Raw genomic sequence first — 13346 nt, 5'->3', positions numbered from 1 at the left:
TGATGCCCGCGGCATCCGTCTGGGTCGCCAGCAGTTCCCTGACCCGCGCCGCCGCCCGCTCGGTGATGCTCAGTGCCTGTGCCATCGTCTCACCATCTGCTGCCAAACTGCCGGGAACACCCGTTCCGGCAAGCCATCATGTCGCAACTGTCATGCCGTTCGGCAAGGGCGGCGCCACGACGGCAGGAGTACCGGCGGGCCGGTGCAGCCCCAAGATCGCATCCGCCGCCCGGTCCACCTCCGCCTCGGTGCTGCTCCAGCCGAGGCTGAGCCGCAGCGCGCAGCCCGCCAGCGGACCCAGGCCCATCGCCTGCAGCACATGCGAGGCCTGGACCTTGCCCGAAGAGCAGGCGGCACCGGCGCTCACCGCGATGCCGGCGAGATCCAGCCGGATGACCTGGAGTTCGGCCGGCCGGCCGGGCAGCACCAGCGCGGTGATGTGCGGTGCCCGGGATGCGGCAGCGCCGGCGACCGCCGCATCCGGCAGGCCCGCCAGGAGGCGTGCCTCCAGCCGGCGCCGCAGCGCCAGGAGCCGTGCGGGCTCGGCTGGGTTGAGCAGCCGGATCGCCGCCGCCAAGCCGGCGATGCCCGGCAGATTGTGGGTACCGGCCCGCCGGCGGCCCTCCTGCCCGCCCCCGCGCAGCCGCGCCGGGACGGTGAGGCCCGCTCGCGCCGCCAGGGCGCCCACCCCCTGCGGTCCGCCGATCTTGTGCGCGGAGACGGTCAGGAAATCGCAGTCCAGCGCCCTTAGGTTCACGTCGGACAGCTTGCCGAGCGCCTGGACCGCGTCGACATGCAGGAGTGCCCCAGCGGCACGGATCTCGGCCGCCAGCCGCGGAATGTCCTGCACCACGCCGGTTTCGTTGTTGACCAGCATCACCGACACCAGGCCCGGGCGATGCCGGTCGAGCAGGCCGGCCAGTGCTGCCGGGTCGACCAGCCCATCCGGCCCTGTCGGGATGCGCGGCGCCTCCGGCACGGCTTCCAGCACCGAGGCATGTTCGGTGGCGCCCACCAGGACCGGCCTTCCGGCCGCGGCACCCAGGACCAGGTCGTTGGCCTCGGTGCCGCCGGAGGTGAAGGTGACCCCGTCCGGTTCCGTGCCCAGCATGTCGGCCAGCAGGGTGCGGGCATCCTCCAGGATGCGCCGCGCCGCCCTGCCCTCGCCATGCACCGAGGACGGATTGCCGACGCTCGCTATGACCTGCGCCATCCGCGCCACCACTTCCGGCCGGACCGGAGTCGTGGCGGCGTGGTCGAGATAGACGCGGCCGGATGCCGCCCTCGCTCCCGGACCCGAGGGCCGCATCGGCTGGTTCACATTCCCTTGAATTCCGCCCTCTCCCCGCGCTAAACGACCTGCGATCGTGCGCCGGGCTGCCCGCCGCGCGTTGCGCGTGTTTGGTTCTCCAGCACGATGCGATGCGTACCGTGGCACGGTCTGGCGTGGATCCGGACGTGGGAGCCACGTCCGAGGCAGTATAGGGACGTCCCAAGACGGCAGCAATGATCCGGCCCCGAACGGAGGGGCGGACCTGTTTTGCCGCTTCGGCCGTAGCGGAGTTTTCGATGCCTGAGGTGATCTTCAACGGTTCGGATGGCCGGCTCGAGGGCCGCTACGTCCACGGTGAAGGCCCGACCTCCCCGCTCGCGGTGATCCTGCACCCGCATCCGCTTCATGGCGGCACGATGAACAACCGCATCGTTTACGCCCTGTTCCAGATGTATGTGCGGCGCGGCTTCTCGGTGCTGCGCTTCAACTTCCGCGGCGTGGGCCGTTCGCAGGGTCAGTTCGATCACGGCCAGGGCGAGTTGCGGGATGCCGCGGCAGCGCTGGACTGGATGCAGTTGCACAACCCCAACGCGTCGGGCGTCTGGGTGGCCGGGTTCGGCTTCGGCGCCTGGATCGCCATGCAGCTCCTGATGCGCCGGCCCGAGGTCGTGGGCTTCATCTCGGCGGGCCTGCCAGCCAATATCTACGATTTCGGCTTCCTGGCACCCTGCCCGTCCTCGGGCCTGATCGTGCATGGCGAGCGCGACGTGGTGACCCCGGTGGAATCGGTGCACAAGCTGGTCAACAAGCTGAGCCAGCAGCGCGGCATCACGATCGACTTCGACCTGATCGAGAATGCCGACCACTCGTTCAGCCAGCACATGGACCGGTTCGTGGGCACCTGCGAGCACTACATGGACCGGCGCATGAACCGCATCCCGGGCGAGGCGCTGCTCACCGCCCGCTGATCCTCCGGCCGGGCCCATGCCCGGCCGACTTCTCCAAGCCCCTTCAAGAAGTCAGAAGAACGTGACCGGCCATCGCTCCGAACTCCTGCGCGAGCTCCATGCCCGCGGGTTCGTCCATCAGTGCACCGACGAGGCGGCCTTCGACGAGGCCACCGCGACCGGGGCGATCACCGGCTATATCGGCTTCGACTGCACGGCGCCGAGCCTGCATGTCGGCAACCTCGTGTCGATCATGCTGCTGCGCACCCTGCAGCGCTTCGGCCACCGGCCGATCGCCCTGGTGGGCGGCGGCACCACGCTGGTGGGCGATCCGTCCGGCAAGGACGAGCTGCGCAAGATGCAGACGCAGGAAAGCCTGGAAGCCAACAAGGCGGGGATCCGCGCCTCCCTAGCGCGCTTCCTCGAGTTCGGCGCCGGCAAGGCCACCATGGTCGACAATGCCGACTGGCTGCCCCAGCTCGGCTACATGGAGTTCCTGCGCGAGTACGGCCGGCACTTCACCATCAACCGGATGCTGACCTTCGATTCGGTCCGGCTGCGGCTGGAGCGCGAGCAGCCCCTGACCTTCCTCGAGTTCAACTACATGCTGCTGCAGGCCTACGACTTCCTGGAACTGTCCAGGCGGCTGGGTGTGCGGCTGCAGATGGGCGGCTCGGACCAGTGGGGCAACATCGTGAACGGCGTGGAGCTCGGCCGGCGGGTCGACAATGTCCAGCTGTTCGGCCTGACCACCCCGCTGATCACCACCGCGTCCGGCGAGAAGATGGGCAAGTCGGCGGGCAACGCGGTCTGGCTGAACGACGCGATGCTCTCGCCGTTCGACTACTGGCAGTTCTGGCGCAACACCGAGGACCGCGACGTCGGCCGCTTCCTCAAGCTCTACACCGAGCTGCCGCTGGAGGAGATCGCGCGGCTGGAGCGGCTGGAAGGTGCCGAGCTGAACGAGGCCAAGGCGATCCTGGCCACCGAGGCTACTGCGCTCTGCCATGGCCGTGCGGCGGCAGAGCAGGCGCGCGCCCAGGCGCAGGGCGTGTTCGGCGGCGGTGATCGCGCCTCGCTCCCGGTGGTGGAGCTGCCGGGTGCCGAATTGGCCGAGCAGGTGCCCCTGCCTGACCTGTTCCGCATGGCCGGCCTTGCCGCCAGCAATGGCGAGGCGCGCCGGCTGATCCAGGGCGGCGGTGCCCGGCTGGACGACCAGGCGGTGACCGATCCCCAGGGCACGGTGGCCCGCGCCGTGCTCGAACAGGGCGTCAAGCTGTCGGCCGGCAAGAAGCGCCACGTTCTGGCACGTCTCGCCGGCTGAAGCTCCGGCAAGCTAGCGCGGCCGGATCGATCGGAGCAGGTCGCGCACCACGCCCGGCACCAGCACCGAGCTGGCCGCCAGCCTGGCCTGCGGATCGTCCAGCGTCCCCGTCAGGGTGAAGTCGGCATTGATCGCGCCCAGCCCGCGCGTGCCGCCCAGGATGGTGCCGATGATCGGGATCTGGCCGATGAAGCGGTTGAGCGGGTAGAGCGGGGTCACCTCGCCCGACATGTCGAGTGCCCGGGTCTGCCGGTCGAGGCTGCCGCTCACCCGGATGCCTACCGGCCCGCCGGTCATCCGCGCCCCGTCGATCCGCAGCTTCGGCCCGTCGATCTGGAAGGGCAGGACGATCTTGTGGAAGGGCATGGGGTCCTGCCCGCCCACGCTGATCGTGGTCGGGCCGAGGTCGACCCGGCCGGACGCCTGCAGGTCGGGAACCTGGCGGCTGAGATCGGCCGCGATCTTGAGGCTGCCGCCGCTGATCGCGTCGCTGATGCCCAGGCCCGCGAGCAGCCTGCCGGCATCGGCCGCCTGCAGCTCGAGCCGGTGCCGCCCGGCCATGGTCGCCGGCGTGATGGCCAACGATCCTGGCCCGCCCAGGTCGAAGTCCAGCCGCACGTCCTCGAAGCCTTCCGCACCGCGCTGGACGTGCCCCGCCAGCTTCGTCAGGCTGCCATCCTCCAGCTCGACCTGATCGATCGCGATCTCAAGCTTGAGCGGGAGAGGTGCCGACGAGCCCGACTCACTGGCAGGAGCACCCGCGGCACCAGCACTGCCCTTGGGCAGGCGTAGCCGCTCGCCCGCCACCCGGCCGCTCATCCCGCCATCCGCCGCCAGGAGCAGGTCGGCGGCGAGGCTGGTGCCCGGCAGGACCAGCTCGTCCAGGTGGAGGAGCCGGCCGCCTTCTGCCGTCGCCAGCGAGCCCTTGGCGCGTTGGACGCCGGCATCCAGCGCGAACTGCTCGATCGCCCAGTTGGCAGCACCGTCGAACCAGGCGATCAGCGTCAGCCTGCCCCCCTGTCCGACCGGCTTGTACAGGCCGATCGTCTCCTCTCTGATGCCGAGTTCGGTCAGATCCGCGTCGATGTCGGCATGCCACACGCTGTGGCGGTCCTGGCGCAGCCGGCCGGCCACCAGGGCCGTGCCGTGCAGCATATTCGGCATGGCGATGCCGAACCGGTCGAGGAACTCCCGGCCGACCGGTCCCTTCAGCGCCAGCCGGCGCTCCTCCTGCGGACCGCGCCAGCGGTCGTGCAGCTCGAAACTGAGCGGGTTGTCGTACAGTCTGGCCTCGCCGCGTGTGACGATGGCGCCGTTGTGTGCGCTGAAGCTGCCGGTCGTGGCGGTGAGCGGCAGGGTGATCGGCAGGTGCAGCACGGCCGACACCTCCCGGAAGCGCGCGTCCACCTCGAGGTCGACCGCATCGGGCGAGATCTGGTCGACCAGCGGGATGCCGAGCCGCACCTGCCCGTCGATCCGGCCACGCAGCCCGTCCGCCCCCACAAGATCGCCCGGGATGATGCGCAGCGGCGGACCTGCCAGGAGCCGGTAGAGCGCATGGGCACTGCCATGGGCGTGGCCGCTGAACCGCAGGTGCGACGGCAGAGGATCGGTGATGTGGTCGATCGTCACCTCGACCTGCTCGGCGGTGAGGTCGGCGCCGGTGGCGCTGGGGCCGGTGATCCGCAGCGTGCCGTCCTCGATCCGGATGTTGGCCTTGGGCGCCGTGACCACGGGCAGCCCGTTGGGCAACTGTGCTGCCACCTGCTCGGCATCGACCTGCAGCCGCAGGTCGGGCGGGCCGCTCTCGACGAAGCGATAGTTCAGCGTCCCGGTGCGGATCTTGCCGGCCCGAATGATGTCGCGCAGCACGTCGCGGACCTCGGGCAGCAGCCCTGGCGGCCAGGCTGCCAGCAGGGTCGGCGCATTGGTGTCGATCACCCGCAGATCGGCATCCACCAGCGCGAACGGCAGCGCGAAGTGCAGGCTGAGACGCTCCGCCCGGGCCGGCGCATCGCCGCCGATCAGGACCGGGCTGGCGCTCAGCACCCAACCGCCGCTGTCGGCCGGCCCCCGGGCCAGGGTCAGCCCCTCGATCTCGACCGGCCGCCCGAGCCGCTGCTCGACCGGTCCTTCCACCCAGGACGCCACTGGCTGCAGCGACAACGGGCCCTGCTGGAGCCGCTGGTAGAGCGCGAAGCCACCCAGCAGGGCCAGCACCAGCAGCACGGCGACCATTGCGGCCAGGGCCCGCAGGCTGCGGACGACCCAACCCTGCCGCTTGCCGCCGCGCTCCGGCCCGGCCACTCTCTGGCCAACCGGGCCAGGGGCACCGCCGCGGATCCGCGCGTCCGACCGGAGGGCCGCATCAGGAAGGGCATCGACGTCCCTTGCCACTTCTCCACCCTCCGCTGACCACCGATCATGCCACCGTGGCCCGCCATCGTGCACGGCTGAAGCGTGCCGTCGAGGCCGAACCGGATCCTGTGCGCCGAGACTTCGCCCAGGCAGTGCTGGAGGACGCGCGGCACACCGGTCTGATGGACGGCATGCTGGCCGGCAGCCCGTTCCTGGCCGAAAACGCGGTCGAGTTCCCGCAGGTCCTGGCCCGCACCTTGAGCTCGGGGGCGGGCCCGGTGCTGGCCGAGCTCCAAGCCGAGCTCGCGCGGGGAGGTCCGCTGCCGGACCGGTCACGGCTGATGGCGCAGCTCCGTCGCGCACGGCGGCAGGTGGCGCTGGCCGTGGCACTGGCCGATCTGTCCGGTGCGTGGACGCTGGAGCAGGTGACGGCGGCGCTCTCCGAGTTTGCCGACCTCGCCATCGACCGGGCCCTGCGCCGGCTCCTCCAGGACGCGGCGGACCGCAAGGAGATCACGCTCGACCCGGACGAGCCGGTGCGCCGCTCAGGCCTGGTCGTGCTGGGCATGGGCAAGTACGGGGCGGGTGAGCTGAACTACAGCTCCGACATCGACCTGATCGTGCTGTTCGACCCCGACCGGTTCCAGGTGGGCGGCGGCGCCACCCAGATGGGCCTGGCCTCGCGACTGGTCCGCGGCCTGGAATACATGCTCCAGGAACGGACCCGGGATGGCTATGTGTTCCGGGTCGATTTCCGGCTGCGACCGCACCCGCCGGGCCACCCGCTGGCGCTGCCGGTGCCTGCCGCCGAGCTTTACTACGAGCGGCATGGCCAGAACTGGGAACGCGCCGCGATGATCAAGGCCCGCCCGGTCGGCGGCGACCTCGCGGCCGGGGACGCGTTCCTGGAGGCCCTGCGTCCCTATCTGTGGCGCCGGCACCTGGACTTCGCCGCGATCGCCGACATCCATTCGATCAAGCGCCAGATCAACGCCCATCGCGGCTTCGGCCAGATCGCGGTGCTCGGCCACGACGTGAAGGTCGGCCGCGGCGGGATCCGCGAGGTCGAGTTCTTCGCCCAGACCCAGCAGCTGATCCTGGGCGGCCGGGACCCCGGCCTGCGCAGCAACCGCACGATCGAGGCGCTGGAGGCGCTGGCCCGCTCCCGCTGGGTCGCCGAGGAGGCGGCGAGCGAGATGATCGACTGCTACCGCTATCTGCGCGCGGTCGAGCACCGGCTGCAGATGGTGGCCGACCAGCAGACCCAGCGCCTGCCCGAGCGTGCCGACCGCTTCGAGGCGTTCGCCGCCTTCGCCGGCCATGCGACCGGGGCCAGCCTCGCCCGCGACTTGGAGGAAACGTTCCGCACGGTGGAACGGCATTATGCCGCCCTCTTCGAGACGAGCCCCGATCTGGGGGCCGGCGCCTCGCTGGTGTTCACCGGGACGGAGGACGACCCGGCGACGCTCGAGCATCTGGCGGCACTGGGCTTCGCCGATCCGGCGGCGGCCAGCCGGCGGATCCGGGACTGGCATCATGGCCATGTCCGCGCCACCCGCACGGTGCGGGCCCGCGAGCTCCTGACCGAGCTGATGCCGGCGCTGCTCCAGGCGTTCAGCCGGGCCGCGGACGTGAACGGCGCGTTCAGCCTGTTCGACCGGTTCATCAGCAACCTGCCCTCGGGCGTGCAGATCTTCTCACTCTTGCGCGCCAACCCGAAGCTGCTGCGCCTGATCGTCGATCTGACCGGCGCCGCACCACGGCTGGCCTCCCATCTGGCCGCCCATACCGACCTTTTGGACGCGCTGCTCGAGCCCGACTTCTTCGAGCCCCTGCCCGACCAGGCGCAGCTCCAGGCCGAGATGGAGCATCGACTCCAGGATGCGCGCGACCTCCAGGACAAGCTCGACCTGATCCGGCGCTGGGCGCATGGCCGGCAGTTCCAGGCGGGCCTGCACATCCTCCTGGGCGTCACCCCGGCCGAGGCGGCGCTGGTGACCCTTTCGGCGATCGCCGAGATCGCGGTGGCCCACCTCCTGCCCGAGGCTCTGGACTGGCTGGTCGGCCAGCGTGGCCGGATCCCGGATGGCCGGTTCTGCGTACTGGGCCTGGGCAAGCTCGGCTCGCGCGAGCTGACGATCGGCTCCGACCTCGACCTGATCTTCGTCTATGACGCGCCGGAGGAGGCCCAGTCCGACGGACAGCGGCCGGTCTCGGCCGATGTCTACTTCGCGCGGCTGGCCAACCGGCTGACCAGCGCCATCTCAGCCAGGACCGGCGAAGGCACGCTGTTCGAGATCGACATGCGCCTGCGCCCGTCCGGCAATGCCGGCCCGGTGGCGGCCCGGCTCCAGCGCTTCGTGCGCTACCAGGCGCAGACCGCCGCCACCTGGGAGCACCAGGCGCTGACCCGGGCCCGGGCCGTGGCCGGCGACCCGCTTCTGGCCGCGGAGGTGCAGGATGCAATCGAGGCAGTGCTGCACCGCCCGCGCCCACGCGCCGCCCTGGCCGAGGAGGTGCGGGCTATGCGCATGCGGATCTTCAAGGAGCATGGCAGCGACGATCCCTGGAACCTCAAGCATGTCCGAGGCGGGATCGTAGAGATTGAGTTCCTGGCCCAGTTCCTGCAGCTTGCCCATTTGGCCGAGCATCCCGCCTTGCGCGACCGCTCCACCCCTGCCGTGTTTGCCAAGGCGGCCCAGGCCGGCCTCCTGCCAGACAGCGAGGCGGCGGCGCTGGATCACGCCTGGCGGCTGCTGATCCGCCTGTTCGCCACGCTACGCCTGTCCCAGGACAACGCCACCATGCCCAGGCCGATCCCGGCCGCCATGCAGGAGGCACTGCTGCGCGCGGCCGATCCCGAGGGCCGCTCCGGCCTACCCAGCGACATGTCGCTTCTCCAGAGAAGGCTTGTTGAAAGTCAGGAGGCGGTGCGGCAAGTCTTCGACCGGCTGTTGACCTGAAGGATGGAGGCGCGCCCGTGACCCTTTCAGCCGGTGATCCTATGCCGGACTTCGACCTGCCGACCGACGGAGGCGGCCGCATCTCCTCGGCCGAGCTCAAGGGCCGGCCCTACATCCTCTATCTCTACCCCAAGGACGACACGCCCGGCTGCACGCTGGAGGCGCAGACCTTTGCCAGCCGCTACGGCGAGTTCCAGGCGATCGGCTTCGAGGTGGTGGGCCTGTCCAGGGACAGCGTGAGCAGCCATGACCGGTTCAAGCGCAAGTGCGGCCTGAGCTTTCCGCTGGCAGCGGACGAGGACGGCCGGCTGGTCGAGGCACTGGGATCCTGGGTCGAGAAGTCGAACTACGGCAAGACCTATATGGGCATCGACCGCTCGACCTTCCTGGTCAATGCGGAGGGCATGATCGTGCGCACCTGGCGCGGGGTGAAGGTACCGGGCCATGTCGAGGACGTGCTGGCGGCGGCAACGGAGGTGGGCCACTGACCGCGCGTACCATCGGTCTGCCAGCGGAACTCGCAGCCTACGTCGCAAGGGTCGGGGTGCGCGAGCATCCGGCCCAGGCGGCACTGCGGGCCGAGACCGACCGGCTGGAGCATGGCGACATGCGTACCTCGCCGGAGGCGGCGGCACTGATCGCCTTCCTGATCGAGGTGACCGATGCGAAGGCCGTGCTGGAGGTCGGCTGCTTCACCGGCCACGCGACGCTGGCCATGGCGCTGGCCCTGCCCCCGGATGGCCTGGTGACCACGCTCGACGTCAATGCCAACTGGCAGGCGCTCGGCCGCCGGCATTGGCAGGCAGCCGGGGTCGCCGACCGGATCCGGTTCCGTGAAGGGCCGGCACTCGCCAGTCTGGATGAATTGCTGGCCGAGGGCCATACGGACGGCTTCGACCTGGCCCTGATCGATGCCGACAAGAAGACTTACCCCGCCTATCTCCAGCGCTGCCGGCGCCTGGTGCGGACCGGCGGGCTGATCGTCCTGGATAACACGCTTTGGCGCGGCCGGGTGGCGGACCCGGGCGACGGGAGCCGCCAGGCCCTGACGCTGCGGCACCTGAACCAGGCGATCCACGACGATCCGGACCTGGCGCTGGTCCTCCTGCCGGTGGGCGACGGGCTGACCCTGTTGCGGCGGCGCCGCTGACGGCTCAGCTCCGCTCGCGCACGGACGCGATTAGGCCTTCGAGCTGCTCGGCCGGCACCGCACCCGGGATGATCTCGCCCCCCAGCACGAAGGCCGGGGTGCCGCGCAGGCCGAGCTTGCGCGCGAGCTCCATGTCGGCAGCCAGCACCTGCTCGGTCTCCGGCGAATTCATGTCCGCCTCCAGCTTGGCGACATCGAGGCCCAGATCGGCCGCCAGTGCCCGCACGCCCTCCAGCGAGATGTCCTCGCTCTCCATCAGCGCCAGGTGCATGTCCCAGTAGCGGCCCTGGTTGCGGGCAGCGACCGCCGCCCTGGCCGCCACCACCGAATCCGGCCCCAGGATCGGGAACTCCTTGAGCACGAAGCGGACACCCTTGTCCTTGGCCACTAGGTCGCGGAGTGCCGGCATCATCCGCCGGCAATAGCCGCAATGATAGTCCATGAACTCGACCAGGGTGACGTCGCCGTCCGGGTTGGCCGCAACCTCGGCGGGCTCGCCCTTTAAGGCCTCGGCATTGTCAACCACCGCCTGCTTGGCCTGCTCGACCTGCTCGGCCTCCTGCCTGGCCTGGAGCGACTGCAGCGCCTCCATCACCAGTTCCGGCTCGCGCTGGAGCAGCTCGCGCACGATCTGTTCCACCGCCGCCTTGTCGAGCGAGGGCGTTTCCTGGGCCTGGAGCGGCGGGGCGGCCAGCAGCAGGAGGCTGGCGAGGATGGCGGGGCGGATGTGCAAGGAGATCACTCCAGCAAAGGCGGCAGCGGCCGCCGTTCTAGTTGGTTCGCCGGTTGCGAGAACCCGCCGGCAGCGCATCGATCGCCGCCTGCAGGTCCTGCAGCTTGAGGAAGCCGGGATCGCCCGGCTGGATCATCTGCGACGCGCGCCGGGCAAAACGCCTTGCGTCGTCGAACTGGCCGATGCGGAGATTGTACTCGGCCATCGCCATCGCCGCCGCCCCCTCGTTGCCGAGCTGGCCTTCCGCGGTGGCGAGCAGCCGGAACGCCTCGGCGTTGTCCGGCTCGGTGACCGTCGTGTCCACGAGCTGCTGGCGCGCTTCCGCGAGATCGGCCGGGTCGTCCGAATCGATCAGCGCCTTGGCCAGGCCCAGCTTGAGCAGGCCGCTGCGGGGCAAGAGGCGCAAGGCTGCGCGATAGGGCCCGGCCGCCTCCGCCAGCCGCCCGTTCTCGTACAGCATCTGCCCTTCCAGCTCATGGAAATAGGGATCGTCGGGGTGTTCCTTGATGAGCTGGCGGATCGCCGCCAGCGCGTCGTTCAGGCGCGGGATGCGGTAGAGCGCAATCGCGGTGGCGTAGCGCCCGGCCAGCGTGTCGTCGTCCTGCCAGCGGCGCAGCGCGTCCGACGGCTCGGCCAGGAAGGCATCGAGCTTGGCGCGCATCCGGGCATGCCGCTCCACCGCGGCGCCCTCGATCTGCTTGCCGGCGAAAGGCGACTTCGCGAGCTGGTTCTGGAGGAACTCGATGCGCGAGCTGGTGAGCGGGTGGGTCATGAGCCAGGGATCGGCCCGCCCGCTCACGCGCAGGTCGTCGGAATCCAGGATCCGGAAGAACTGCAACAGGCCCTCCGGGCTCTGGCCGAGATCGCGTAAGAGCCGCACCGCGGCCTGGTCGGCCGCCTGCTCCTGGCCGCGGCTGAACTTCAGAAAGCCGCCCTGCGCTACGGTTAGTCCGCCCGCCATCGCCGCAATGCCGACCTGCGGGGCACCCATGGCGGCGGCGGCCAGCCCCAGCAGCGTGCCGAGCAGCGCCTGGGTGCCGGCATTCTGCATCGCGACCTGGGCGCGGCTCAGATGCCCGCCGGCGATGTGGCCAGTCTCGTGCGCAATCACCCCTTCGAGCTGGTCCGGGGTCTCGGTGGTGATCAGCAGGCCGGAGTTCAGGAAAAGGTTCTGCCCGCCCGCGACGAACGCGTTCAGCGAGTTGTCGTTGACGATGTAGATGCGGATGGAGGAGGGATCGAGCCCGGCTGCGCGGAAGATCGGGTCGGACAGCTCGCGGAGCGTCGTCTCGATCTCAACATCGCGCAGGAGGAACAGGGACTGGGCCAGGGCCGGCCGCAGCGGTGCCGCCAGCAGGGCCAGGACCAGGACGACCACCCCCACCATCCGGCAGGAGAAGCCGTGCCAGCCGACCAGACGACCTCCCTCCCGCCCTCCCAGCGCAGCGCGATCCCGTCCTTCCTGGTGATGGACGTGGTGATCGACACGGCCCGGCAGGAAGCGGCGGGCCATGACGTGGTCCATCTCGAGATCGGCGAACCCGGCGGCGGCGCGCCGGCGCCCGCCCTGGAGGCCGCGGCCACGGCATTGCGCGATGGCACGCTCGGCTACACGCCCGCCCTGGGCCTGCCCGCGCTGCGCCGGCGCATCGCCCGCCATTACCGCGAGTGGCATGGCCTGGAGGTCGACTGGCAGCGCATCGCGGTCACCACCGGTGCCTCGGGCGGCTTCGTGCTGGGGTTCCTGGCGAGCTTCGACCCCGGTGCCCGGGTGCTGGTCGCCGACCCCAGCTATCCCTGCTACCGCAATGTCATGGCGGCGTTCGGGATCGAGGCGGTGCGGGTCGCCACCGGCCCAGACGATGGATTCCAGCCGACCCCGGCGGAGCTCGACGCGATCCCAGGCCGGATCGACGGTCTGGTGCTGCAGAGCCCGGCCAATCCCACCGGCACCATGCTCGACGACGCGCGGCTGGCGGCACTCGCCGCCTGGGCCAGGGCGCGCCGCGTCCGCCTGATCGTCGACGAGATCTATCAAGGCATCACCTACGAGGCACCCGCGACCACGGTGCTCAAGGTCGAGCCAGAGGCGTTGGTCGTCAACAGCTTCTCGAAGTTCTGGGCGATGACCGGCTGGCGGGTCGGCTGGCTGGTGCTGCCCGAGCCGCTGGTCCGGCCGGTGGAGCGGCTGGCGCAGAACCTGTTCATCTCCACGCCCACCGTGGCTCAGGTGGCCGCCACCGCCGCCATGGATGCCGAGGAGGAACTGCACGCCCGGGTCGGCATCTACCAGGCCAACCGCGACCTGCTGCGCCAGGCACTGGGCCGGGCGGGGCTCGACCGGATCGCCCCTCCAGACGGCGCCTTCTATCTCTGGGCCGACATCCGGCTGACCGGCCTTCCGGCCAGCGAGCTGGCGCGCCGCCTCCTGCACGAGGCCCATGTCGCCGTCACTCCCGGCATGGATTTCGACCCGGTCGACGGCGAGCACTGGATCCGGCTGTCGTTCGCCGCCGATCCGGAACGGATCCGGGTCGGGGCAGAGCGGCTCGAAGCCGCCCTCACCCCGATGATCCGCCGGGCCTAGCTGCCGGTCAG

General features: G+C 70.5%; 10 protein-coding genes. 6 read left to right on the top strand and 4 right to left on the bottom strand.

Annotated elements, in window-relative coordinates; translation table 11 throughout:
* Nucleotides 1-136: 136 nt before the first annotated feature.
* Nucleotides 137-1309 (bottom strand): cysteine desulfurase family protein, encoded by a 1173-nt coding sequence (locus tag EQG76_RS07930; RefSeq protein WP_159712201.1) that lies wholly within the window; start codon nucleotides 1307-1309, stop codon nucleotides 137-139.
* 260 nt (nucleotides 1310-1569) lie between these two features.
* Between EQG76_RS07930 and EQG76_RS07925 the strand changes: the two genes are divergently transcribed.
* The gene (locus tag EQG76_RS07925) at nucleotides 1570-2241 is read left to right on the top strand and encodes an alpha/beta hydrolase (RefSeq protein ID WP_159712199.1); all 672 of its coding nucleotides are present in this window, start codon (nucleotides 1570-1572) and stop codon (nucleotides 2239-2241) included.
* A 61-nt stretch (nucleotides 2242-2302) separates the two neighbouring features.
* Nucleotides 2303-3544, top strand: a complete 1242-nt coding sequence (gene tyrS / locus EQG76_RS07920) for a tyrosine--tRNA ligase (protein WP_159712197.1) — start codon at nucleotides 2303-2305, stop codon at nucleotides 3542-3544.
* Nucleotides 3545-3556: 12 nt separating this feature from the next.
* On the opposite strand, the gene EQG76_RS07915 is transcribed toward tyrS, so the two are convergent.
* A complete protein-coding gene (locus EQG76_RS07915; RefSeq protein ID WP_159712195.1) occupies nucleotides 3557-5941 on the bottom strand; it encodes a YhdP family protein in 2385 nt (794 codons plus the stop codon).
* A 35-nt stretch (nucleotides 5942-5976) separates the two neighbouring features.
* On the opposite strand from EQG76_RS07915, the gene EQG76_RS07910 reads away from it, so the two are divergent.
* Genes EQG76_RS07910 through EQG76_RS07900 form a run of 3 tightly spaced genes read left to right on the top strand, consistent with a single transcriptional unit; the run spans nucleotide 5977 to nucleotide 10015 of the window.
* Nucleotides 5977-8865 (top strand): bifunctional [glutamine synthetase] adenylyltransferase/[glutamine synthetase]-adenylyl-L-tyrosine phosphorylase, encoded by a 2889-nt coding sequence (locus EQG76_RS07910; RefSeq protein WP_159712193.1) that lies wholly within the window; start codon nucleotides 5977-5979, stop codon nucleotides 8863-8865.
* A 17-nt stretch (nucleotides 8866-8882) separates the two neighbouring features.
* Nucleotides 8883-9353: a peroxiredoxin gene (locus EQG76_RS07905; RefSeq protein ID WP_200840648.1), complete on the top strand. Its 471-nt coding sequence runs from the start codon at nucleotides 8883-8885 to the stop codon at nucleotides 9351-9353.
* Between the two features lie 56 nt (nucleotides 9354-9409).
* Nucleotides 9410-10015: a class I SAM-dependent methyltransferase gene (locus EQG76_RS07900; RefSeq protein WP_159712191.1), complete on the top strand. Its 606-nt coding sequence runs from the start codon at nucleotides 9410-9412 to the stop codon at nucleotides 10013-10015.
* Between the two features lie 4 nt (nucleotides 10016-10019).
* Here the strand turns inward: EQG76_RS07900 and EQG76_RS07895 are convergent, their stop codons facing one another.
* Together EQG76_RS07895 and EQG76_RS07890 are read right to left on the bottom strand one after the other, a co-directional pair.
* Nucleotides 10020-10748, bottom strand: a complete 729-nt coding sequence (locus EQG76_RS07895; protein ID WP_159712189.1) for a DsbA family protein — start codon at nucleotides 10746-10748, stop codon at nucleotides 10020-10022.
* Nucleotides 10749-10785: 37 nt separating this feature from the next.
* The gene (locus tag EQG76_RS07890) at nucleotides 10786-12126 is read right to left on the bottom strand and encodes a M48 family metalloprotease (protein ID WP_159712187.1); all 1341 of its coding nucleotides are present in this window, start codon (nucleotides 12124-12126) and stop codon (nucleotides 10786-10788) included.
* A gap of 24 nt (nucleotides 12127-12150) precedes the next feature.
* Between EQG76_RS07890 and EQG76_RS07885 the strand changes: the two genes are divergently transcribed.
* Nucleotides 12151-13335, top strand: coding sequence for a pyridoxal phosphate-dependent aminotransferase (locus EQG76_RS07885; RefSeq protein ID WP_235031256.1), 1185 nt, complete (start codon nucleotides 12151-12153; stop codon nucleotides 13333-13335).
* Nucleotides 13336-13346: the final 11 nt, after the last annotated feature.

It is taken from the genome of Geminicoccus flavidas, from assembly GCF_009806515.1.
In the GTDB taxonomy this organism is placed as follows: domain Bacteria; phylum Pseudomonadota; class Alphaproteobacteria; order Geminicoccales; family Geminicoccaceae; genus Geminicoccus; species Geminicoccus flavidus.
The sequence above is the reverse complement of the archived record's forward strand: the minus strand, read 5'-3'. Positions and strand labels throughout refer to the sequence as shown.

Bases quoted from the DNA above. Each gene is read 5' to 3' on its own strand.
- EQG76_RS07930 (WP_159712201.1), bottom strand. From the start codon at position 1,309: ATGCGGCCCTCGGGTCCGGGAGCGAGGGCGGCATCCGGCCGCGTCTAT.
- EQG76_RS07925 (WP_159712199.1), top strand. From the start codon at position 1,570: ATGCCTGAGGTGATCTTCAACGGTTCGGATGGCCGGCTCGAGGGCCGC.